Source organism: Streptomyces sp. NPDC101151 (assembly GCF_044768335.1).
Lineage (GTDB): Bacteria > Actinomycetota > Actinomycetes > Streptomycetales > Streptomycetaceae > Streptomyces.
Genome location: NZ_JBIWPP010000025.1, coordinates 89948 through 113541, shown reverse-complemented (window position 1 = coordinate 113541; position 23594 = coordinate 89948). Strand labels below are relative to the sequence as shown.

Genomic DNA, 23594 nt, shown 5'->3' with positions numbered 1-23594 from the left:
CTCAGGTCCAGGCCCGGTACGGCTCGTCGACCAGCTGGAAGACCGGCTCGCCCCGCACCGGGTCCTTGGCCGTGGACAGCCGTACCCGGTCCCCGCTGTGGATGCCGACGGGCGGGCCCATGACCCGGCCCCGTACGACGAACCCCTCGGCCATCTCGATCAGCGACACATTGCGTGCCGCTGGCGTGTTGCGGTGCACCACGGTGGAATGGCGCACCGTCCCGGTGCCCTCGCTGCGCTCCGTGCACAGCTCGCTGCCCTGGCACACCGGACACAGCAGCCGGTGGTACATCGCGGTGCCGCACCAGGTGCAGCGCTGGAAGTGGATGGCGTCCCTGGACTCCGCGGGGGCGGGGTCGAGAACACCCGCCGCGGAGCCGGCCGCCGGATGCGAGACGCTCGCTGAGTGGTGATACACGCTGGTCAACTCCCTGCCCTCGGCCGGAATCCCGCGTGCCCGGTCTGAACCGGACACGCGTGTGCCCGGTTGCCGTGCCGCCGTGCACGCCGTCAGAGTATGGCACTCAGTGTCACTCGTAAAGGCACTCCGTACCCCGAATGTGCGGAGGCTTTGTGTGCGGGCGCCTCCGGCGGACGCAGGGGCGGGCATGGCCGGGAAAGGGCAGGGGGCGGGAGGGTACGGCCGGGGCGGGAGAGTGGTGCGGGCGGGTATGGCCGGAGGCGGGGGCGGTGTGGCCGAGGGGAGGCGGCGGCGGGGTCAGGCGCGGCCGAGCGCCGCCTCGAACCCCTGCACCACCCGCCACAGCGGTGCGTCCCGGCGGGCGACCAGGACGACCACGTCCTCGGGCCGGTCGACGTCCGGGCACTCGACGTCGGGGTGCCCGGCCGGCCGGCCGTCGGCCGCGGAGGAGGTGGTGGGGCTGGAGTGGGCCGGGGTGGGGTGCGGATGTGCCGAGCGGCCGAACGCGGCCTGGACATACCCCAGGGCATGGTCCACCGCCGTGTCCGCGTCGCCCATTCCGTCGGAACGCAACCAGGAGCGCAGGGCGTTGTTGTGCGCGGCGACGACCGCTGCGGCGATCACATCGGCGACCAGGGTCCCGTCGGGCCGCCCCGTGAACCGCCCGCGCAGATACTCGGCGAGCGCGCGTTCGTAGCGCCACACCACCGACAGTTCGTAGGCGCGCAGTCCCGGCACCTTCTTGGTGAGCCGGTAGCGCTGCACGGAGAAGGTCGGGTTCTCCGCGTACATCCGCAGGACCAGCCGGGCCGCGTCGCACACCCGTCGTACCGGCTCGTCCCGCTCGTCGCTCGCGGCGAGGAACGCGGTCATGTCGGCCAGGCAGCTCTCGTGGTCGGGGAAGACCACGTCCTCCTTCGACGGGAAGTAGCGGAAGAACGAGCGCCGGCCGACCCCGGCCAGCGCCACGATGTCGTCCACGGTGGTCTGCTCGTACCCGCGTTCCAGGAACAGCTGGAAGGCCGCCGCGACCAGGGCGTCCCGCATCGGCGGCTTCGCGGCCGGCGCCGCGCTGCTGGAGCTCATGACCGGGAACGTAGCACCCGGCCCGGATTCATGACACTCAGTGCAGCAGAAGAGGACTCAAGGGGGAACTGAGTGCCCTATGTTGCTTTCCCGAACACCGGAGCGATCGAATTGATAGAAAACGATCGATACGATTGTGGGCGTAGAGTAAGCCATTCGGGATCACTGTTCCAGGGGGAGCCCCATGCGACTGCACGTCGACCAGCGCCATGAGCGGGTGCTCGAACTCGTACGGGAGCGGGGCAGCCTCCGCGTCGCCGAACTGGCGGCCGAACTCGGCGTCTCCGCGGTCACGTTGAGGCGTGACGTCGAGGCCCTGGCAGCCCAGGGCCGAGTGCAGCGGCTGCACGGAGCCGTGGTCTGGCCCGGCGACACCACCGCCGCCCCCGAGCGGCGGCACGAGTCCGCCGAAGGCGCCGTGATCGGAATGATCGTGCCGACCACGGTCAATATCTTCGCCGACATCGTGCGCGGCGCCCGTGAGGCCGTCGGCGCCCGTGGCGGGCGCCTTGTCCTCGGTGTCTCCGGGTACGTCGACGCCGAGGACCCGGTGCAGGCGGAACACCTGATCGAGGGCGGTGCGCAGGGGCTTCTGGTGGCGCCCAGCTGGTTCGGCGGCGTTCCCGAGGACGGGCAGGAGAAGTGGCTCACGCAGTGTCCGGTGCCCATGGTCCTGGTCGAGCGCTCCGCCCCGCCCGGCAACCCCGCCGCCGACCTCGACCGGGTCCGCACCGACCGGGCCCACGGCGCCGCCGTGGCCGTCGGCCACCTGGCCTCGCTCGGCCACCGCAGGATCACCGCCGTCCTCCAGGAAGGCCCGCACGCCGTCCAGATCGGTACGGGCTTCCGGGCGGCCGTACGCGCCCGCGGCATCGAGGTCGCCGACGGCGCCCCGAGCGTGCGTGAACACGGCGACTACGAGGCCTCCGTCGACTACCTCGTCGAGGCGGTCCGCGAACGCGGCGTCACCGCCGCCCTGGTGCACAGCGACGAGGACGCCATCGTGCTGGTGCCCCGGCTCCAGGCGCACGGGGTGCGGGTGCCCGACGACCTCGCGCTCATCGCCTACGACGACGAGGTGGCTGGCCTCGCCGACGTGCCCCTGACCGCAGTCGCGCCCCCCACCCGCTCCGTCGGCGAACTCGCCGCGAAGCTCCTGCTGCGCCGCCTCGCCGAGAAGGCCGCGGGACAGCGGCCCGGTCCCCGGCAACACCTCGACCTGCTCCCGGAGTTGCGGATCCGCTCCTCGTGCGGGGGCGAGGCACCCGCAGGCGACGCTCCGTGACATCTTCGAGTGAAGTCCGCGAGCGAACCGATCATCGTGCGATCGTTTTGATTATCTTGCGCGAACGCTCTTGACGTTGATCGTGTGTGCACAAAAGATGTCCTGCGACCGCCTCTTCCCGTACGAGGCCTAGTAGGAGCCGTGCCATGACGCGTACGTCAGGATCGTTCCGCACAGCCGCAAGCGCCGCCGTCGCCGCCCTGGGCCTGCTCGCCACCGCCTGCGGCGGCAGCGGCGGTTCGACCGACGCCGCGTCCGACGGAAAGCCGGTGACCATCGACTACTGGACCTGGACGCTGGGTGCCAAGTCGACCGTCGACGCGTTCAACAGGACGCACAAGGACCTCAAGGTCAGATTCACCGAGATCCCCAGCGGCACCGAGGGCTACAGCAAGCTCGCCAACGCCGTGAAGGCGGGCAACGCACCCGACGTCGCCACGATCGAGTACCAGATGGTCCCCGAGTTCGCGAGCCAAGGCAATCTGATCGATCTGACCAAGTACGCCGGTGAAACGGTCAAGACGAAGTTCCCGAAGCCTGTGCAGTCCATGGTGACCTTCGGCGGCCGCACCTGGACCGTGCCCTACGACGTGGCACCGCAGCTGTTCTACTACCGCACCGACCTGTTCAAGAAGTACGGGATCTCCGTCCCCAAGACCTGGGACGAGTTCAAGGCCGCCGCCGAGAAGGTCAAGAAGCAGGACAAGGACGTCCGCCTGGCCTCCATCCCGAAGAACGACCCCGCCCTGCTGGCCGGCCTCGCCTGGCAGGCCGGCGGCAAGTGGTTCGGCACCCGCGGCGACGCCTGGAGGACGGGCGTGAACGATGCCGCCACCAAGAAGGTCACCACCTACTGGGACGGGCTGGTCAAGGGCGGCCTCGTGCAGACCTTCACCGGCTACAGCCCCGAGGAGACCAAGGCCCGCGCCCAGGGCAGGACCCTCTCCTTCCTCGGCGCCTCCTGGTCCGCGGGCGGTATGAGGACCGCCCTGCCCGACCTCAAGGGCAAGTGGGCCGCGGCCCCCATGCCCAACTGGGGCACCGCGGCCGCCGGCAACTACGGCGGCACCTCCTACGGCGTCCTCAAGGGCAGCGAGCACGCCCGGGCCGCCACCGAGTTCATCACCTGGCTCACCACGGACAAGGCCGGCGTCGAGGCCCGGCTCGCCGACCTCGCCTCGCCCAGCAGCGCGCTGCCCGCCAACGCGGACATGCGCAAGGTCGCCGCCGCCGAGTTCGACACCTCCTACTTCGGCGGCCAGGACCTCTACGCCCTCGCCTCCCAGCAGGCCGACACCATCCTCCCCGGCTGGACCTGGGGCCCCGACCAGATGGACGTCTACACCGCCATCCAGGACACCACCGCCAAGTCCGGTTTCGCCGCGGGAGTCGAGGCGGGCGAGCAGAAGGCCGAGTCCGGCATCAAGGACCGCGGCCTCAAGCTCGCCGGGTAGCCCCCTGAGGGGAGGGGGCGGGTGCGGCGCGCCCAGTGCGGCGCGCCGCACCCGCAGCAGCCCCGCCTCCCGCCCCGCCTCTCCCGTCACCCGACCGCGAAGGAGCCGCCGTGGCAGCACCCCTGGCCCGTACCGCCGGCCCGCCGGCCACCCGCCTTGTCCCGGCAGAGCCGAGCGGGGCCACACAGCTGAGGCGCAGTCAGCGCCGGGCCGCCGCCCTGCTCATCACCCCGTTCTTCGTCCTGTTCGCCGCCGTCATGGTCGCGCCCATCGGCTACGCCCTGTGGATGAGCCTGTTCCAGGAACGTTCCTCCGGACTCGGCTTCGGCGGCACCCGGCGCGTCTTCGCCGGACTCGCCAACTACACCGCCGCCCTCTCCGACGCCGGATTCCGCGCCTCCTTCGCGCACATCGCGCTCTACTGCGCCCTGTACATCCCGGTGATGATCGGCGGCTCCCTCGCCCTCGCGCTGCTCGTCGACTCCGCCCTCGCCCGCGCGAAACGGTTCTTCCAGCTCGCGCTCTTCCTGCCCCATGCGATCCCCGGACTGATCGCCTCGATCATCTGGATCTACCTCTACACACCGGGCCTGAGCCCCGTGCTCGACTGGATCGGGGCGGCCGGCGGCAGCTGGGACTTCTACGCGAACGATCACGTCCTGCTCTCCATGGTCAACCTGTCCGCCTGGCAGTGGACCGGCTACAACATGGTCATCTTCTACGCCGCCCTGCAGGCCGTACCGCGCGAAGTGATCGAAGCGGCCGTCGTGGACGGAGCGGGCGGACTGCGCACCGCCCTGCAGATCAAGATCCCGATGATCGCCTCCGCGATCGTCATGACCGTCCTGTTCACCTGCGTCGGCGCGATCCAGATCTTCACCGAACCCAAGCTGCTCAACCAGCGCGGAGCGCCCTCGATCGACACCGAGTGGTCACCGACCCTGTTCATCTGGAAGGCGGGGTTCGTGCAGCACGACTACGGCCTGGCCGCGGCCGCCTCCCTGATGCTCGCCGCGCTCGGCGTCGCCCTCTCCTTCGTCGTCACCCGGACCGGCAACCGCTGGAAGGCGGCGGTATGAGCACCCTCACCCACCACCCCACCCCCGCACCCGCCGAGCCGGCCACGGACACCCGCCCGCGGGCGACCGCCCGCCGCGCCCCCGGGAACGCCCTCCTCTCCAAGGGCATCGTCAACGGCCTGCTGCTCCTCGCCGCCTGCTACACCCTGATGCCCGTCAGCTGGCTGCTGATCGCCGCCACCAAGAACCACCGCGACCTCTTCGCCACCTCCGGCTTCACCCTCGGCGGCTTCAACCTCCTCGCCAACCTGCGCCACCTGTTCACCGTCGACGACGGCATCTACCTGCGCTGGTTCGGCAACAGCCTGCTGTACTCCGTCGTCGGCTCCGCCGCCTCCACCCTGATCTGCGTGGCCACCGGCTACGCCTTCGACAAGTACGACTTCAAGGGCAAGGAGAAGCTGTTCGGGCTGGTCCTCGGCGGCGTCCTCGTCCCCAGCACCGTCATCCAGCTGCCCATGTACCTGCTCGCCACCAAGGCCGGCATCGTCGACACCTACTGGGCGCTGCTGCTGCCCGCCCTGGTCAACCCCTTCGGCGTCTACCTGGCCCGGGTCTTCTCCGAGGGCTACGTACCCGGCGAGGTCCTGGAGGCCGCCCGCGTCGACGGCGCGGGCGAACTGCGCACGTTCGCCCGCATCGCGCTCCCCATGCTCGGCCCCGGCTTCATGACGATCTTCCTGTTCTCCTTCACGGCCAGCTGGAACAACTTCTTCGGCGCGCTCGTCATGCTCAACGACGACCACCTCTACCCGGTCAACCTGGGCCTGTTCATGTGGAACAGCCTCACCCAGCAACAGCCCGAGTTCTACTCGCTCGTGATCACCGGCTCCCTGGTCGCCGTGCTCCCGCTGATCGCCGCCTTCGTCTGTCTGCAGCGCTTCTGGCGCTCCGGCCTGACCGCCGGTGCGGTGAAGTGAGGATGACCGTGCCCGCATCCCGCCCGTCCACCGTTCTTGCCATGGGCACCGACATCCACCGTGCGCTGCTGGCCGACGGCGCCCTCGACCGGCTCCGCTCCGTCGCCCGCGTCGACACCACCACCGCGGTCACCACCCTCACCGACGTCACCCCCGCCGACGCCCGCCGCCTCGCCCACGCCGAGGTCCTCTTCACCCACTGGGGCGCACCCGAGCTCACGGACGACGCGCTGCGCCGCATGCCCCGGCTGCGCGCCGTCGTCCACGCGGCAGGCTCCGTCAAGCACCACGTCACCGACGCCGTCTGGAAGCGCGGCATCGCCGTGTCCTCGGCCGCCGCCGCCAACGCCCTCCCGGTCGCCGAATTCACCCTCGCCGCCATCCTGTTCGCGAACAAACGGGTCCTGGACATCGCCCACGGCTACGCCCGCACCCGCAGCCGGCCCGGCCTGCTCCCGTACTTCAGCGGCTACGGCAACTACCGCCGCACCGTCGGCGTCGTCGGCGCCTCACACATAGGCCGCCGGGTCATCGAGCTGCTCCGCCCGCTCGACCTGCACGTCCTCCTGCACGACCCCTACCTCGACCCCGCCGCGGCGCGAGCCCTCGGCGCGGAACCCGCCGGCCTCGACGAACTCGCCGGGCGCAGCGACGTGGTCACCATCCACGCGCCACAACTCCCCGAGACCCGCCACATGTTCGGCGCCCGCCGCCTCGCGCTGCTGCGGGACGGCGCCACCCTCATCAACACGGCGCGCGGCTCCCTCGTCGACACCGAAGCCCTCACCCGCCACCTCGTCACCGGCCGCCTGCACGCGGTCCTCGACGTCACCGAACCGGACGTACCGTCCGCCGACTCACCCCTGTACACCCTGCCGAACGTGCTGCTGACCCCGCACATCGCCGGTTCCCTCGGCAATGAGCTCGGCCGCATGACCGACTGGGCCACCGACGAAGTGGCACGTTACGCGCAGGGCCTGCCGTTCGCCTGCGGAGTGGGGCCGGACGAGATGACCCGGTCCGCCTGACCAAGCAAGGAGTGCCATGTCCCACGCCGCCCGCCGCGTCCTCGTCGTCGGTATCGACGGCGTACGCCTGGACTCCCTGCGGCGCCTGCCCACCCCGCACCTGGACACCCTGGCGGCCGACGGCTTCCTCACCCCGGTCGAGGTGGACGACGACACACCCACCATGTCCGGCCCCTGCTGGGCGACGATCGTCACCGGCGTGGACGTCGCCAAGCACGGCGTGTGGAGCAACGACTTATCCGGGCACCGCCTCGACGTCTTCCCGGACTTCGCCACCCGCCTCGACCACCACGACGGCCGCCGCACCTTCGTCGCCGCAGGCTGGCGCCCCCTGATGCAGCCGCGTGACGGCGGCCCCCTCTTCCGGGCACCGTCCGGCACGGTCCACATCGCCCCGCGCGCCGACACCCCCGAGGCATGGGAGGAGTGCGACGAGCGGATCACCGAGGCCGCCGCCCGCGTCCTGGCCGAGGACGACGCCGAGGCCTCCTTCGTCTACCTCGGCGCGCCCGACGAGACCGCGCACGTCCTGGGCTGCGGGGAGGCGTACGAGACATCGGTCCGCCGCGCCGACGCCCGCCTGGGCCGGCTGCTCGCCGCCGTCCGCTCCCGGCGCACGTACGCCGACGAGGAGTGGACGTACCTGGTCGTCACCGATCACGGCCATGTCGACGCGGGCGGACACGGCGGCCGGTCCGGCGCCGAGCGCACCGCCTGGCTGGCCGCCGCCGGTCCCGGCATCGGCGGAGCACCGGCGCGCGTGCGGCACCCCGATGTCGCCGCGCAGGTCTTCGCCGCGCTCGGCCGGCACCCGGACCGCCACTGGACCCTCGACGGCCGCCCCTTCGCGGCCAGGCCGGACGCCGTACTGCTCGACATGGACGGCACGCTCGTCGACACCGAGTCGCTGTGGCTGCGCACGGTCCGCGAGACGACACCCGGCATCGCCCCGGACGACCTGTTCGACGCGCTGGGCCGGTCGACCGCCGACACCGCGGCCCACCTGCACACCCTCACCGGCACCGACCCGGCCACCCTCGCCGCCGACCTGGCGGCCCGTTTCCTCACGGCCGTCCAGCGGGAAGCCACGCCCCTGCCCGGCGCGCTGGAACTCCTCCGCCTGCTCCAGGAGTCGGACCTGCCGGCAGCCCTCGTCTCGGCGTCCCCCCGGCCGGTCGTGGACGCCGTACGGAAAGTACTCGCCACCGAAGGCGCCGACACGTTCCGCACCACGATCGCGGCGGGCGAGACCGCCCGGACCAAGCCCGCACCCGACCCCTACCTGGCCGCAGCCCGCGCCCTCGCCGTGGACCCCGCCGCCTGCCCGGCCGTTGAGGACTCGCCCACCGGTGTCGCCGCCGCCGAGGCAGCCGGCTGCCGGGTGCTCGCCGTACCGTCGTACACGCCGATCGAGGCGGCACCCCGGCGCACGGTGCGCCGAGGCCTGGCGGGCGTCGCCAAGAGGGAGCTGTGGGCGGCGGGGCTGTGAGACCTGCCGCCCACGGAGCGGGGTGACCGGGCCAGGACGTCGTCGGCATGTCTGCCGACCGCCCGGTGACCGCCGGAGAACCGGGGCGGCGACGGGAGGCGCGGCACCCCGACGTAACCTTTCTGCCACCCCGTGCCGACCCGGCCGCAGCAGCCCGAGGAGCCCCCCATGCCCGCCGCCCGCCCCCGCGTCCTCTACGTCACCGACCTGGCGTACCCGGCCCGCGGGCGCCGCTACTGCGACGAGGACATCCTCCTCACCTCCCGGCTGCGCGAGCACTTCGACCTCGCCCTGTGCCATCCGCGGGACGCGGCCGCCCTGATGGACGGCTACGACGCCGTCGTCGTCCGCAACAGCGGGCCCGTCCTCGGCTACCCGACGGAGTACGAGGCCTTCCGCGCGCGTGCGCTCAGCAGCGGGATCCCGGTGTACAACCCGCTCACCGGCAAGGCCGACATGGCCGGAAAGCAGTACCTGCTCGACCTGAGCGCCGCCGGCTTCCCGGTCATACCGACCGTCGACCGCGCCGAGGACCTGCACCGGCTGCCGGCGGCCGAGCGCTACGTGGTCAAACCCAAGCTCGGCGCCGACTCCCTCGGCCTGCGGGTCCTGCCGGCCGGCCGACTCGCCGGACTCGCCGACGGCACCGTCCTCGTCCAGCCGTGCGTCGAGTTCGCCTACGAGGTGTCCTTCTACTTCGTCGACGACGACTTCCAGTACGCCCTCCACGCCCCCGACCCGGAGCGCCGCTGGGAGCTGAAGCCGTACGCCGCCACCGCCGCCGACCTGGAGTTCGCCCGCCGCTTCATCGACTGGAACGGCCTCGGCCACGGCATCCAGCGCGTCGACGCCTGCCGCGCCCCGGACGGCGAGCTGCTGCTGGTCGAGCTGGAGGACCTCAACCCCTACCTGTCCCTGGACGCCCTCCCGGAGGAGGCCCGGGACGCCTTCGTCACCGCGCTGACGGCGTCCCTGAGCCGGTTCGTCCACGAGGCGCGAGGGGCGCAGGAGGCACAGGAGGCGCTCATCCCAGCCTGACGGTGATCCGCTGCGTCGCGCCCGCCGCCGAGGTCAGATCCCCGAAGGCCAGCGTGAGCGAGGAGCCGGTGGCCGCCGAGGTGACCGTGGCCGGCGCGGACGTCACCGCAGTGACCGGCCGCCGCCAGGTCAGGGTCAGACTCGTCCGCATGCGCATCGGATCGCTCACCGCGATCACGGCCGTGCCGTCGGCCCTCTCGGTGATCATCACGCAGCACGGATCGCTCGCGGTGAGCGTTCCGACCGTTCCGCCGAACCAGAAGTTCACGCCGGTGAAGCCGAGCGAGGGCACCGCCACGCCCTGCTGACTGTCCGTGTTGGCGAGGACGGTCAGCCAGCCGGTGTCGGCGGCCCGCGCCTGGGTGCCGGCGGCGGTCGCACCCGGCAGCAGGAGGTAGGCGTACGACGCGTTCGCCGGGTCGGTGCCGTGGTCGACGTACAGGGTCAGGTACTTGCGGTTCAGGACGGTCGTCGAGCCGCCCTTGTTGATCGTGCTCCAGCTGCCGTCGCGGGCCTCGCGCAGCGCCCGCACGGTCGCCCCGCCCGGGAAGACACAGCCGCCGTGCCCGCCGACGTGCGTCCACTTCGCGCCCGTGAGCGTCTCGGACCACGGACAGGTCGCGGGCTTGACCGTGCCGTCCACTGTGAACGGGGCGCCACCGCCGGGGCCGAGATTGCGGTTCTCGACCGTCGTCTCCACCGTCGTGCCGTCGGCGCACTTGATGCCCGCGCCCAGGCAGACGACCGTGTCGTCCAGGAAGAACCACGACTGCTTGGCCAGCAGCGTGGACTGCAATCCCTTCAGGTACTGCCCGACGGCGGCCCGCTCCCCGTCCGTTGCACCGCCCACCCAGTTCACGTCCGGCAGCGAGGCGCCCCAGTCCCCGCCGGCCGCGTCCGCCAGAACCTTGCGGGACACGGTCGTACCGGGCAGCCGACAGGGGTCGACGGTGGGCCAGAAGGCGTCGCTGTACTGCCCGTTGGCGAAGCTGTCGCCCCACCAGTACAGCATCCCCGAACCGGTGTGCCAGCCGTGCAGGTTCTCGCCGTTGCCGGTCTCGTAGTAGGTGATCCGGCGATCGGCCATGCTCAGCGCGGCCGCCCAGCCCGGCCTGCGGTGCGTGGCTCGCGCCATGGACGGGAACAGGCGGTGCCCGGTCGGCTCCGCGACCGCCGTCACCGATGTGTCGTCCTGAACGCCCTTCAGCCGGGCCAGGTGCGGCAGGCCGAGCACCGGGTCGTTCAACGGCGGGCTGTAGTAGTCGCGTTGCATCCAGCCCTTCACCAGGCCGCGCCAGCGCGCGCGCTCCGCCGCGCTCGCGCCCTGCCCGAGCAGGACGATCGAGGCGAGGATCGGATGACCGCGCAGGTGGTCGTCCTGCTGGATCTGCTTCGGGTCCGCCGCCGACAGCCCACGGCTGATCGCCCGCCCCGAAACACCGTCCATCACCAGGCCGTTGTAGAGGAACGGCGCCCACGCGTGCTCCACCGCGTCGAAGACGATCTGCCGGTTCGCGTCCGTCACCGCCCAGGTCGATCCCGCCAGCAGGGCGAACAGCAGGCCCAGACCGCCGAGCATGACCGAGCCGTACGACCCCGTGTAGGGCACCGTGGTGTGCTGGACGAACGCCCCGTCCGCATACAGACCGTCGCCCGAGGTGACGTACGGGAAGACCGGGGAGAGGGCGTCCCTGGCCAGGGCCACCTTTGCCGCGCTCGCGCCGACCACGCCACGCAGCGCCAGCACCCGGCACAGGTCGACCCGGTTGGCTCCGGTGCTGGTCCCGCCGTAGCTCGCCACCGCCGAATCGGGCACGAAGTGGTCCACCGCGGCCAGGTAGTCGGCGAGCCGGTCCGCCGGCAGGGCCTCGTACATCAGCACGCACACGTCGAGCAGCGCCTGCGGGGCGCCGATCTGCCAGCTGTACCAGTTGCCGTACCGGGTCCGGAGGGCGTTGTAGACGTCGTCGTGGAGGTGGTCGAGGCCGGTGAGGACCGCGTTCCGCAGTCCGGAGTCGCCGGTCAGTCCGGTGCCCGGCAGGCAGTATGCCTGCGCGAGCGTGTTCAGGCGGGTGTAACTGGTGTTCATGTTGCCCGAGTAGCCGTACGACTCCTGGTCCGTGTCCGGGTCCGGGTCGGTGTACACCAGGTCTGGCCAGAGCGAACCGGTCGCCGGGGCCATCGTGGCCAGCAGCCCGCTCGCCGTGGCGCCGAGGTCGGCGAGCCGGGACTTGAACGGTTCGGCGGCCGGGTCGAAGCCCTCGCCGAGGATCAGGCCGCGCCACTTGGCACGCAGCGTCGCGAACTCGTCCGACGCCGCGAATGCCCGGGTGCCGAGCCCCAGGGCGACAGCGGTGCCTGCGGAGGCGGTCAGGAAACCACGGCGAGACCAAGGAGTCGTCATGACGGCGGTTTCTAGCACGCACTCGCTCAAACGCTCAATACATCTTACCGAGTTGAACATTTCGATCGTTTGCTGGCGGGGGTGGGGCTGAACGGGTCCGGTGTACGCGCCGTATCTCAGCACGGGGACCGCGGATCCCGTACACACGGGACGGAAGGAGAGCAGGGTGCCGACACCGCCCGACCCTGAACAGCCGCACCCCGGACCGGTTCTCGAACCCGTCCGCGTCCTGCGGCTGCGCCGCTTCGACGCCCTCGCGGAGCTGATGCGCGAGATGCACCCCGAGCCGGAGACGCACGAGTCCTTCGGCACCCCACCCCGACCGGGCGCCACCATGGCCCGGACACCCTTCGCCGCCGAGGACGAGACCCAGGAGTTGCCGCCGTTCCCGGCCACGCCGCAGGCCCCTCCGAACGGCACCGGCCACATCGGCACCGCGGGAGCCCTCGGGTTGGGCCCCGGACTCCGTCGCGCCGCCATCTGCGTTGCCGTCGGCGCGGCCGCACTCGTCGGCTTCGGCTGTGCCCTCCTGCTCCCCGCCCGCCAGGAGGCCGGCGCCGCGACCCACCAGTCTTCCCACCCCGCCACCAAGGCACCGGCCACCAAGGCACCGGCCACCACCGCCCCGGCCGCTCCCGTCGCCACGCCGTCCACCGACCCCGACGGCGCCGGAACCCTCCGTCAGGGCGACACCGGACCCGACGTCACCGCCCTGCAGCAGCGCCTGCTGAGCATCCCCGACATTTACCGCGACGGCTCGGCCGACGGCACCTACGACGCCGTCCTCACCGCGGCCGTGGCCCGCTTCCAGCTCTGGTACGGCATCAGCGGCGACGAGACCGGCGTCTACGGCGACGACACCCGTCGCGCGCTGGAGTCCCGGACGAGCCCCGACGGCCCCGGCTGACCGGACGGCCCGTGTCCAGACGCGCACGGGCCGACTCGCCGGCGGGAGGGGTGCGCAACCGAGACGCGCCCTGCCCATCGGGCCGGGGCCCATCGCAGCCGTGCGGCCGTCAGCCCGGCGCGGGCGACGGGGCGCACGGTGCCTCGTCCGTGTCCGTGCCGGACGGGAGCGGCTGCTCGGCCCAGATCGTCTTGCCCCGTGTGTGGTAGCGGGTTCCCCAGAGCCGGGCGAGCGTCGCCACCATGAACAGCCCACGTCCCCCTTCGTCGGTGTCCAGGGCCCGCCGGACGTGCGGGGACGTGCTGCTGCCGTCGGAGACCTCGCAGATCAGGCTGTGGTCGCGGATCAGCCGCAGCCCCACGGGAGGGGTTCCGTAGCGCATCGCATTGGTGACCAGCTCGCTCACCAGCAGTTCCGTGGTGAAGGCCAGTTCCTCCAGGCCCCAGGTGTCCAGCTTCTGCACCGCCCAGGCGCGGGCCTGCCCGACGGCCTCGGCGGCGGCCTCCACCTCCCGGGTGGCATGGCGCTCGGGCGCCAGGGCCCGTACCCGTGCCAGCAGCAGTGCCGCGTCGTCCTGGAGGTGATCCGGCAGAAGCCTGCTCAGCACCTCGTCGCAGAGGCTCCCGAGTCCGGCCCGCTCCTGGGGCGTTGGAGAGTCCGCGCCGGAGCGCCGGGACGGCCGTTCCGTGCGAAGCCGTGCCCGGATCCCCCCGTCGTCGCCCCATGGCCTGGACAGACCCGTGGTGCAGAGCACCAGGGTGTCGCCCTCGGCGAGCGTCACCTCGCCGCACTCGAAGGCGATCCCGCCCGTGCCCAGCGGTACGCCCACGGGGATGTCCACGGATCCGACACGTCCGCCCGCGGTCAGCAGCGTGGGCAGAGGGTGGCCCGCGCTCGCCAGGGCACAGGTCCCGGAGATCGGGTCGAAGACCGCGTACAGACAGGTCGGTGACGGCGCGGGACCGCCCGCGCCGCCGCACTGCTCGTCCCGGAGCCGCGTGACCTGGTCGTCCAGATGAGCGAGCAGCTCCTCGGGCGAGAAATCCAGCTCCGCCAGGGTGCGGACCACCGTGCGCAGCCGGGCCATGGTCACCGCGGAGTGCAGTCCACGTCCCCCGGCGTCCCCGACCACCAGGGCGACCCGCGCGCCCGACAGAGGGATCACATCGAACCAGGCGCCGCCCAGCACCACCTGCCCGGCCGCCGGCAGGTAGCGCGACGCGGTCTCCAGACCGCTGAGAGCCGGCAGGCGTTGCGGCAGCAGACTGCGTTGCAGCGCCATCGCCGTGCTGCGTTCGAGGGTGTACCGGCTCGCGTTGTCGATGCAGACGCCCGCGCGGGTCACGAACTCCTCGGCCAGCAGGACGTCATCGGCCTCGAAGGCGTGCGCCCGGGCGAAGCGCGCGAACATCACGACACCCAGGACGGCACCTCGCGCACGCATCGGCACCACCAGACACGAGTGGACCGCGCGCTGCCGGAGTTCCGCGGCCTCGCGCACGCCCCACGTGGCAAGCGCGGCGTCGAGCTCCTGTCCCGCCAGCAACAGGGGCCTGCCCAGGGCGAGTGCACGGGCGGCGGGCGAGCCGGACCCCGTGGTGGACGGATCGATCTCGCCCGTGCCGACCAGCACGGTGGCCGGCTCCCCGGGCAGCATCGTCTGCGCGGCCCGCCGCAGCGGGTCGTCCGTCCGGACCGGTCCGCTCACCGGTGACTCGCCACCGAGGACGGATTCGACCAGATCGACGTAGGCGAGGTCGGCGAACCTCGGCACGGCGACGTCCGTGAGTTCCTGCGCGGTGTGCAGGACGTCCAGCGTGCTGCCGATCCGGGCGCCGACCGCGTTCACCAGCGTCAGCCGTTCGCGTGCCCGGGCCTGCTCCGTCACGTCGAACACCATGTGCGCCAGCCCGATCACCGCTCCGGAACTGTTGCGCAGCGGCAGGATGGTCTCCGACCACACCGCGTCCCGGTCCGGTTCCCGGGGATCACGTCCGTGCACCTCGGTGCCGATCAGCGCCTTGCCGCCGGCCAGGACATGCCGCTGACGTTCTTCCAGGGCCGTCATGTCGAGCAGCCCGGCCGGGGCCACCTCCCGCATGGTGTGGCCGACGACGCTCTCGGCGAATCCGGGGGCGCGGTTGACCGAGTCGTTCTGGGCCAGGAACCTCAGACGTGAGTCGAAGACGTCGATGATGAACGGCGACTCGGTGAACAGACCTCTCAGCAGCGCCTGCCGCAGCTCGCGCCGCTGGACCGCCTCCGTGTCCTCCGCCTGCAGGAGCCACTGCTCCGCTTCGTCGCGTGCGAAAGGGTGCGCCCACAGAACCGCTCCCACCGGGTGGCCGTCGCGGTGCCGCAGCGTGGCGGGACCGAGGCAGGCGGACCGCTCGGGACGGCGAAGGCCCTCGATCCGGCGGGTGTCGTCCCGCGAGAGCACCAGACTCGACCAAGGCAGCCCCCGCACCTGCGCCGCCGTGTACCCCAGCAGCCGCTCCGCTCCGGGGCTCCAGCTGACCACCGTGCCGTGTCCGTCCACGACGGCGAACGCGTCCTCCCTCGGCTCGAACGGCGTGTCAGGATCCATGGTGTCGTACCGTCCCATTCGGCATCGTCACGCCCAGGACACCCACAGGTACATGGTGCCTCCGTCCCCGACCCGGGGCACCCGCTGACTCTCCTCCCGGCGCTCCCTCGCCGGGCGCCGGCGTGCCGCGGGGTGATCCGGGTGCCGACACCGGTGCAGTCACACTCCGTGAGTGTGCGGCCGGTCCGGTGGGCTCGCACAGGCCGTGACCGGGCTCGAACACCGGGCAAGGTCTCGGGAAAGCCGTGTGGACGGCGGGCCGTCGGGCGTCACCATGGGCAGTCACCCGCGGCCCGCCGCGGGGCGCACCTCGCACCACTACCGAAAGTCACGCCGATGACCGGCTCCCGCATCCCGGGCCTGCTCGTGCCCGCCGTCTTCCTGCTGGCCCTGGCCGTCGGCGTGTGCTGGTACTGGCGGCATCGTGACGACGACTGACGGCGACCGGCCGACGCCCCGGGCGGGCGCCGGCGGGCCGTGTGCGGCTACTCGTCCGTCGCCGGCATCCGGATGTCCAGCACGCACACGTCGTCCCGCCGCTCGTCCGCCAGCATCGTGGCGAGCAGCGCCTCCAGGGAGCCGGCCCGCTCGCAGCCGTGGGTGCGAACCGCGTCGGCCAGGCGGGCGAAGCCCGTGTCTATGCTCTCGCCGGGGCGCTCCACCAGGCCGTCGGTGTACAGCAGCAGGCGGTCCCCGGCCTCCAGGCGGATCTCGGCCGACTCGAAGACCGGGTTCGCGCTCGCGCCGAGCAGCACCCCGTCGGGGCGGTCGAGGTAGCGCACCTCGCCGCGGCGCACCAGCAACGGCGGCGGATGGCCGGCCTGGGCCCACGCCAGGACCTGGGCCGCGGGTTCGTAGCGGGCCAGGACCATGGTGGCCGTGGTCTGGCCGTCCCGGGAGTGCAGCAGGAGCCGGTTGAGCCGTGCCAGGGCCCCGGTCAGCGAGGAGCCGGTACTGACCATGCCTTTCGCGGTGAACCGGAGCTGGGCCATCGTCGCCACGGCGCCGAGGCCGTGGCCCGCGACGTCGCCCACCACGAACAGCGCCGCCTCGTCGGGCAGTTCGATGGCGCTGAACCAGTCGCCGCCGACATGGATGCCCGACTGGGAGGGCAGATAGGCGACTTCGATCCGCAGCCCGGCCAGCCGCACCGGCTCGCTGGGCAGCGGCAGCAGCGCGTGCTGCAGCCGGGCGGCCAGGGCCCGTTCGGCCTGCAGGATCCCGCGCTGCAGCAGCATCGCGCGCTCGCTCTCCACCAGCGCGAGTTCGGCACTGCGCTGCGCGGTGAGGTCCTGCACGAAGCCGTGCACGTCGACCGGCGTACCGTCCGGTTCCGTCACGGCCTCCGCGACGATCCTCAGATGCCGTACGCCCTCGGGTGCCTGGATGCGGAACGGCACGTCGAACGGCCGCGCGTGCCGGCCGAGTTCGGCGATCGCGTGGGCCAGGGCGCCCGAGTCCTGCGGCAGCACCAGGTCCGGCAGATGCTCCAGCCGGACCGGTCCGCGCGCCGGAGCGCGGCTGAGGATGTCGTAGACCTGCGCGGACCAGGTGATCTCCTGGGTGACCAGGTTCCAGCTGGCCCAGCCGAGGTTGCCGAGGCGCTGGACGTCGGCCAGACGCTGCTCCCGTAGTTCCGCGGGGTCGTGCCGCAGCCAGGTCACCAGCAGCCCGTCGCCCAGCGACGCGGCCCGCACCGAGTAGGTGGCGGTCACGGGCACCCCGTCCGCGACGTCCTGGTAGGCGAACGGTGCGCTCTCGAACGGCACACCGGTGGTGAGCGTGTGCAGGTAGCCGTGCCACAGCGGCTCGCCCGCGACGGACGGATAGCTCTCCAGGATGCGCCTGCCGACCATGTGCCGTCCGGTCCGGCCGAAGACGTCGACCGCGTCGGGGGCGGCGGCGTCGATGCGGTAGTCCTCCACCTCGCCGGAGGCGGCACGCAGCGGGGTCAGCAGAATCACCGCTCCCGGCAGGGCGTCCAGTACGGCCTGCACAGCCTGGGCCACGCCCTCCTCGAGGCGTTCCTGCGGGGCGTCGAACGCACGCAGCCGGCCCGCGCAGAGCCGGGCCACGGCCTTCAGCAGTTCCCGGTCGCGCGGGGAGAAGGGCAGGTTCTGCCGGCGCAGCACGCCGAGGGCGACACCGGCCTGTTCCCCGCCGGGCATGGGCAGCCAGGCTCGCGACGGCCACCGCTCGGGCTGGTTGCCGATCAGCGGGTAGCGCTGCCCGCCGGCGGTGAGGTTCTCCAGCCAGCGCGGCTCGCCGGTCGCGAGGGCGTCGAGCGGGGCGACCCCGCTCACCGGCGGAACCTGGTGCCACTGCGCGGCGAGGGTCGGGCCGACTCCGGCGTGCCCGATCAGGCCGAGCCCGCCCTCGGGCAGCCGCTCGTACAGCAGCACGGCGTCCGCGCCCACCTCGGGCGCCAGGTGTTTGAGCAGGCATCCGGACAGCTCCTGCGGGGAGCCGACCCGGACCATGTCCCGGCCGATCTGGCCCAGTACGTCAGCGAGATCGCCGGTGCCGGCGGACACGGGCGGCCGGGAAGCGGTCTCGGAGGGTTGTCCGGCACCCGCGGCCTCGGGGTCCCGCTTCGACGGAATCAGGCCGCCCAGAGTCAGCCAGCACTCTTCCAAGAGCGTGCGGTGGCCGGTCTTCGCGCGGTGCAGCAGCTCGTCCTGCGCGGCATCGGGGGCGCAGCCGGTCGTCGCCATCAGCGCGCCCTTGGCCCGCTCCAGCACGGCCGAGGTCGCGGTCAGGTCCCGGAGTCGCTCCAGCTCGGCGCGCTGCCGGGCCACGACTTTGGCCAGCGCCACAAGATCGGCACCGGTGCCGGGGTCCACGGGAGGCGCGGGCTCGCTCGTCACGCGATGAGCATGGCACACCCAGGGGGTCCGATCACCCGTTTGCCACGTGCGGTTGTCCGCGCACGTGGGGCGGGTCCGGACACGGGACGCGGACGGCCCGGGACGGCGCGGCGGGGTCCGTCCGTCAGCGGCCGGTGCCGCGTCCGGCCAGCGCCTCGCTGACCGCGCGGACACTGCGCGCGATGTGCTGCAGCTGCAGCACCTCGGCCGCGTACAGCTTGATCGTGTGCTCGATGACCGACTCGGGCAGGCCGAGCACGGGCAGCTCGGCCCGGGCGGTCTGCAGCGCCGTCCGTGCCACCCGGATCTCCTGCTGGACCTGGATCTGTGCGTGCCGGGCGAGCAGGACGGGGTGCCGGATCAGCGCCGGGTAACTGGCGTAGCGTGCCGGTACCAGCTCGCGCAGCCACTTGGCCGCCGAGCGTTCCCAGTCGTAGCTGCCCGGCATCTTGACCTGGCAGGGCCAGTCGGGGCTGAGGCGCGTGGTGGTCAAGGGCATGATCAATCGCTTCCGGTGTGCGGCGTCGTGAGGGTGGTCCGACGGTTGGGGCGGCCCCGGTCTAGGGGATGACCGGGGCCGCCACGGGCGCATCGCCGAAGCGGTGCGCCACCGAACACCCCCGTCGCCGACGTGGGTAGGGGACGGCGGCTGAGGGTGTCCGTGCGGGGGCCCCGGACGCGGGGGACCGGCGCGGCGGGGGTGCTTGCGTGCGCATGGGCGGTCCGTCGGCTTTCTCGGGGCGGCATTGCGAGCGGTGAGTCCGCAGGTGCGGACCGTGCCCGGAGTGGGCCGGGCGCGATCCGTGAGCAGTATTTATATATGCCGTCTGCTTTGCAAGACGTATGAAAACATTCATGCGGAAAATGCGGTGAATGGTCCTCGTACGCCGAAAGATCCCTGTGCGCGAGCCGAACGGCAGGAGGATCTGCGGAGAGGCCTTGAGCAGGCGGAAGGATCAGTCCTTGAGGAAGAAGTGGTGCTGGTCCGCCACCTGTTCGTACTTCTCCAGGCGGCCCTGGGTGCGCTCCGCATCGGCGTCGGTCATGGCCTGCAGCAGGGCGGCGGCCAGCACCCCGGGCGCGGCATAGGAGTCGAAGACCAGGCGGGAGCCGGTGCCGGTGGCGAAGATGACGTCGGCCTCGTCGGCCAGCCGGCCGAGCGCCAGGTCGGTGATCAGGGCGACCTTCAGGCCCGCCTCGCGCGCGACCCGCAGCGCGGTGAGCGTCTCCTGTGCGTGCCGGGGCATGGCGAACGCCAGCACCCAGGTGCCGCCGGCCTCGCGCGACTGCAGCAGCGCGTCGTAGGCCACGCTGCCGCCGCGCGTCACGAGCCGCACATCGGGATGGATACGTCGGGCGGCATAGCCGAAGTACTCGGCCAACGACACGGAGATGCGCAGGCCCAGCACGGTCAGCGGAGTGGAGCGGGACAGTGCGCGGCCCACGCTGATCACCCGATCGGGGTCGGCGAAGTCGCGGCGCAGGTTCTCCAGGTTCTGGATCTCGGCGTCCACGGCCGCCTGGAGTTCGTTGGCGCGGTCCTCCTCGCCGGGGCCGCCGGCGAGCGTGCTCAGCGCGATCGACTGGAGCTTCTCACGCAGCGCCGGGTAGCCGCTGAAGCCGACCGCGGCGGCGAAGCGGGTGACGGAGGGCTGGCTGACGCCGACGCGGTCCGCCAGCTCGGTGATCGACAGGAACGCCGCCTCGGTGATGTGCTCGATCAGGTACTGGGCGACGCGGCGCTGCCCCGGGGACAGCCGGGGGCCGTCGAAGAGCTCTCTGAGCTGGGAGGTCGGTGCGGCACCGGCCTCCGGCACGGTCTTGCCCGAGGTGATCGCTGATGCCTGGGCACGTGCCTGCTGCGGCGAGGGCACCGGCCCGGTTCCTTTGTCTCCCACGACCACTCAACATAGCTCACCGGCCGTGGTGACCAGGGGCTGTGACGGGCCGGCAGGCTCACCGCCGGTACAGGGTGATCGAATGACCGACCTGATCGATCGGGCGGCTGGAATCGATCAACTCGGCCAGTCCACCGCGTGCCTTGGCGGCCGCGGAGTCCGACACCACCAGCAGGCCGTGCACGCTGTCCATCGGCACCTTGCGCGGATCGGACGCACTGATGCCGTAGGACGACGGCACGCCGCTGCCCTTGTAGACCAGCCACACCCGCTCGCCCGCATACCGCTGCCGCAGACGGTCGGCGAGCCGGCCCAGATCCTGACCCCAGTCCACGTTGGAGTCGTGCAGCAGCCGATGCGTGTTCGCCGGCCCGCCGAACGCCTCGTTGGCGTACGGCAGGTAGTACGGGAACGTCCACAGCGAACTCACCGCCACGAACAGCACCACCAGCCCCACCGGCAACCCCGGCAACCACCCCGGCCACCGCCACCGCCACGTGAGCACACCGGCCGCCGCCACCGCGAGGAACATCGGCACGAACAGCGCGTACCGCGTCCCGAAGTCCCGCGAGCCCGTCATGGCCGTCGCCAGCAGCACCGCGGGCGGCAGCAGCAGATACGGTGCCGCGGGCCGCAGCCGCCGTGCCGCCACCACGGCCACCGCGCCGGCCGCGCCCAGCGCCAGCAGCCCGAGCGGCGTCTTCACCAGCAGGGCGGCCGGCAGGTAGTACCACAGCGAACCCGTGTACAGATGCCCGAACAGATAGCCCTGCCAGGGGTAGTTCTCCAGCCCGAACTGCACCCGCATCCCGGCCCGGTACGCGTCGGGCAGCGGCAGCAGGTCCGTCACCCGCCCACGCAGCCCGTGCACGGCCGGCACCGGGTCGGCCGGCGTGAACCGCAGCCGAGGGTCGACCGCGAGATACACGGCCCACACGACGCCGACCGCCACCAGCGCCACGACCGCCGCCCCCGCCAGCCCCAGCAGCACCTTCCGACGCCGCTCGGCCTCGTGCCGGGCATGCCACACCGACACCACCGCGAGGAGCATCACCACCGGCACCGCAGGCAGCGCGCTCATCTTCGTCGCCACGGCGGCCCCGAGGGCCGCGGCCGCCAGGGGCAGATACCGCCGAGGCCGCCGCCGCGCCCGCCACACCAGCCAGGCGGACGTCAGAACGAACCCGGCCGCCAGCACGTCCAGCGTGGCCAGCGAGCCGTGCGCGATCACGTCCGGGGAGAAGGCGTACAGCGCGAGCGCCACCAGACCGCCCGACCCACCCACCACCTCCCGCGCGAACGCGAACACGACCAGCCCGAACAGCAGGGTCAGCGCGATCACCGGCAGCCGCGCCCACAGCATCAGCCGCCCCGGGTCGTTGCCCGACTCGTACAGCAGATGCCGGCCCACCTCGCCCTGGGTGCCGGTGTACGACGGGTCGTAGTGCGGGTCGGCCACCGCCACCCCGGCCGCGATCAGCAGCTTGCCGAGCGGCGGATGCTCGGGGTTGTACCGCAGCCGGTGCTCTTGCAGGTAGTCGGTGGCCGTGGCCACGTACACGGGTTCGTCGATGGTGGGCGTCTGCTGCACGGCCGTGGTGACCATGGCGGCGGCCATCTGGGCCAGCAGCAGCGCCACCAGGAGCGGCACCGGCCAGCGCCGCCGGCGGCGCAGCCACGCGTACGGACGGGCCCGGGCCGGAGCGGGCGGGGGACCGTCTGCGCCCGGGGCCTCGGGTGCCAGGACCGCCCGGCCCGCCTGGGCCGTGTGCTGTTCGTGCGCCATCATCCGCCCCGCGGTGGCACCGGACGTGCGGGGGCGGGAGCGAGCCGGGGCCGGATCATGGCCCTACTGTCGCACCGCTCCCGCCACCGGGGCGTCACCGCTTCACGAGTCGTACCGACAGACCTTCCGCCGTGTACACGGGTACGGCCCGCAGCGCGTCGGAGTTCACCTCGACGCGGTCGAACCGTCCGCGCAGCCGGGGCATGCCGAGCACCGGCAGCGTGCTGCCCACGGCCGGCGGCCGCTCGGTGTCGAGCCGCCCGGGTGAGGCGCTCCAGACGTACCGGGGGAGGGAGACCGATCGGCCCGAGGCGCTCGCACGGCCGCCGCCCGCCCTTGCGAACGGCGGCCCGAACGGGATCAGAGGTCAGAGCTTGGTGAAGCACATCGTGGAGCCGCGGCCCCGGCGGGTGACCTTGATGCCGTAGTCGTACTCGGCCCCGCATTGCCGGCCCGCGACCACCAGGTCGCCCATCTTGTACTCGGCTTCGGGAGAGTCGCAGTCGACGACCGTCGGAACTGGACTGCCCTGAGGGTCCTCAACTTTGACGCAGTCGCCGATGGTGGGATTGTGCAACGCCGCCTCGGCCTCCTTCTTCGCCTTGCCGCCGTTGGGATCGGTGTTGTAGTCCCAGACCCAGTAGCCGAGGGCGCCGAACACCGCGATGACGACAACGGCGGACTTCAGCATCCGCCCCAGTCCGCCCGGCTGCGGTCGCTGCGGCCCACGGGGAGGCTGCGGTTGCCGGGGGTGTCCGTACGGGGCCTGTGGCTGTGGCTGCTGCGGGTATCCGTAGGGCTGCTGCGGCTGCCCGTACGGGGGCTGATTCTGGTACTGCGGTGGAGGCGTCGACATGCCTGTGAGTCCCCGTTGTTGAGTGTCGGTTGTTGATCAATGCGGGTGCGAGACTATCCCCCGGTATCGCACGGCCGCCAACGGCGGTCCGACCCTGTTGAGCGCAATGGCGGTGCAGTTGCTCAGCCGCTAACCAGGGACGTGTGAAGTGTCATCGGGGCAGCTGGTGCGCCCAGGCGCTCCCCGGCCACCGCAGAAGCCGGATTGCGTCGGCATCACGCTCCACGTCATTCGGATGTCGCCACGCAGATCCCTCCTTCCGCAACCGGACGGCGGCCAGAAGCCAGGTCGTCGCGGATCTGAAGCGAGGCGGCCGACGCCGAGGATTCACCGGGGTGGCCGGTGACGGACGCCTTCTTCATCTTCCTGATGGTGCAGTTCATCCGCTCCGTCCCACGTGAATCGGACCAGGCCGCGATGATGGACGGTGCCGATCCCTCCCAGATCTAGTGGAAGATCATCCTGCCGCTGATGAGGCCCGCCCCGGTC

General features: G+C 72.1%; 19 protein-coding genes. 8 read left to right on the top strand and 11 right to left on the bottom strand.

Going from position 1 to position 23594, the window contains the following annotated elements:
• Position 1: 1 nt before the first annotated feature.
• Positions 2-418 carry a Zn-ribbon domain-containing OB-fold protein gene (locus tag ACIRU3_RS33945; RefSeq protein ID WP_404064665.1) on the bottom strand — a complete coding sequence of 139 codons (417 nt, stop codon included), beginning with the start codon at positions 416-418 and terminating at the stop codon, positions 2-4.
• Between the two features lie 300 nt (positions 419-718).
• The gene (locus tag ACIRU3_RS33940; RefSeq protein WP_404064662.1) at positions 719-1507 is read right to left on the bottom strand and encodes a TetR family transcriptional regulator; all 789 of its coding nucleotides are present in this window, start codon (positions 1505-1507) and stop codon (positions 719-721) included.
• A gap of 184 nt (positions 1508-1691) precedes the next feature.
• On the opposite strand from ACIRU3_RS33940, the gene ACIRU3_RS33935 reads away from it, so the two are divergent.
• The 7 genes from ACIRU3_RS33935 (at position 1692) to ACIRU3_RS33905 (ending at position 9800) form a co-directional block, all read left to right on the top strand.
• On the top strand, positions 1692-2792 hold the full coding sequence (locus ACIRU3_RS33935; protein ID WP_404064659.1) for a substrate-binding domain-containing protein: 1101 nt from the start codon (positions 1692-1694) through the stop codon (positions 2790-2792).
• A gap of 146 nt (positions 2793-2938) precedes the next feature.
• Positions 2939-4246: an ABC transporter substrate-binding protein gene (locus tag ACIRU3_RS33930; protein WP_404064656.1), complete on the top strand. Its 1308-nt coding sequence runs from the start codon at positions 2939-2941 to the stop codon at positions 4244-4246.
• A gap of 110 nt (positions 4247-4356) precedes the next feature.
• Positions 4357-5325: a carbohydrate ABC transporter permease gene (locus tag ACIRU3_RS33925; RefSeq protein ID WP_404064653.1), complete on the top strand. Its 969-nt coding sequence runs from the start codon at positions 4357-4359 to the stop codon at positions 5323-5325.
• The gene (locus tag ACIRU3_RS33920; RefSeq protein ID WP_404064650.1) at positions 5322-6245 is read left to right on the top strand and encodes a carbohydrate ABC transporter permease; all 924 of its coding nucleotides are present in this window, start codon (positions 5322-5324) and stop codon (positions 6243-6245) included. Before ACIRU3_RS33925 ends, ACIRU3_RS33920 begins: the two co-directional genes overlap by 4 nt.
• Before the next feature lie 2 nt (positions 6246-6247).
• Positions 6248-7273 (top strand): hydroxyacid dehydrogenase, encoded by a 1026-nt coding sequence (locus ACIRU3_RS33915; RefSeq protein ID WP_404064647.1) that lies wholly within the window; start codon positions 6248-6250, stop codon positions 7271-7273.
• A 16-nt stretch (positions 7274-7289) separates the two neighbouring features.
• Entirely contained in the window at positions 7290-8762 is a 1473-nt protein-coding gene (locus tag ACIRU3_RS33910; protein ID WP_404064643.1) for an HAD-IA family hydrolase, read from the top strand.
• 168 nt (positions 8763-8930) lie between these two features.
• Positions 8931-9800, top strand: coding sequence for a hypothetical protein (locus ACIRU3_RS33905; protein ID WP_404064640.1), 870 nt, complete (start codon positions 8931-8933; stop codon positions 9798-9800).
• Here the strand turns inward: ACIRU3_RS33905 and ACIRU3_RS33900 are convergent.
• On the bottom strand, positions 9787-12204 hold the full coding sequence (locus ACIRU3_RS33900) for a polysaccharide lyase 8 family protein (protein ID WP_404064637.1): 2418 nt from the start codon (positions 12202-12204) through the stop codon (positions 9787-9789). The genes ACIRU3_RS33905 and ACIRU3_RS33900 overlap by 14 nt on opposite strands.
• 166 nt (positions 12205-12370) lie before the next feature.
• Between ACIRU3_RS33900 and ACIRU3_RS33895 the strand changes: the two genes are divergently transcribed.
• Positions 12371-13111 carry a peptidoglycan-binding protein gene (locus tag ACIRU3_RS33895; RefSeq protein ID WP_404064634.1) on the top strand — a complete coding sequence of 247 codons (741 nt, stop codon included), beginning with the start codon at positions 12371-12373 and terminating at the stop codon, positions 13109-13111.
• A gap of 109 nt (positions 13112-13220) precedes the next feature.
• Here ACIRU3_RS33895 and ACIRU3_RS33890 read toward each other — a convergent pair whose 3' ends face one another.
• The 8 genes from ACIRU3_RS33890 to ACIRU3_RS33855 all read right to left on the bottom strand — a co-directional run bounded on the left by ACIRU3_RS33890 (position 13221) and on the right by ACIRU3_RS33855 (position 23467).
• Positions 13221-15698, bottom strand: coding sequence for a SpoIIE family protein phosphatase (locus ACIRU3_RS33890; RefSeq protein WP_404064632.1), 2478 nt, complete (start codon positions 15696-15698; stop codon positions 13221-13223).
• A gap of 485 nt (positions 15699-16183) precedes the next feature.
• A complete protein-coding gene (locus ACIRU3_RS33885; protein WP_404064630.1) occupies positions 16184-18565 on the bottom strand; it encodes a SpoIIE family protein phosphatase in 2382 nt (793 codons plus the stop codon).
• A 124-nt stretch (positions 18566-18689) separates the two neighbouring features.
• Positions 18690-19064: a hypothetical protein gene (locus ACIRU3_RS33880; protein WP_404064627.1), complete on the bottom strand. Its 375-nt coding sequence runs from the start codon at positions 19062-19064 to the stop codon at positions 18690-18692.
• 457 nt (positions 19065-19521) lie between these two features.
• Entirely contained in the window at positions 19522-20439 is a 918-nt protein-coding gene (locus tag ACIRU3_RS33875; RefSeq protein ID WP_404064721.1) for a MurR/RpiR family transcriptional regulator, read from the bottom strand.
• Positions 20440-20521: 82 nt separating this feature from the next.
• Entirely contained in the window at positions 20522-22252 is a 1731-nt protein-coding gene (locus ACIRU3_RS33870; RefSeq protein ID WP_404064625.1) for a phospholipid carrier-dependent glycosyltransferase, read from the bottom strand.
• Positions 22253-22343: 91 nt separating this feature from the next.
• Positions 22344-22481: a hypothetical protein gene (locus tag ACIRU3_RS33865; RefSeq protein WP_404064622.1), complete on the bottom strand. Its 138-nt coding sequence runs from the start codon at positions 22479-22481 to the stop codon at positions 22344-22346.
• A 135-nt stretch (positions 22482-22616) separates the two neighbouring features.
• On the bottom strand, positions 22617-22940 hold the full coding sequence (locus tag ACIRU3_RS33860) for a hypothetical protein (RefSeq protein WP_404064620.1): 324 nt from the start codon (positions 22938-22940) through the stop codon (positions 22617-22619).
• 392 nt (positions 22941-23332) lie between these two features.
• Complete coding sequence (locus tag ACIRU3_RS33855; protein WP_404064617.1) at positions 23333-23467, bottom strand: hypothetical protein; 135 nt, start codon at positions 23465-23467, stop codon at positions 23333-23335.
• Positions 23468-23594 lie beyond the last annotated feature (127 nt).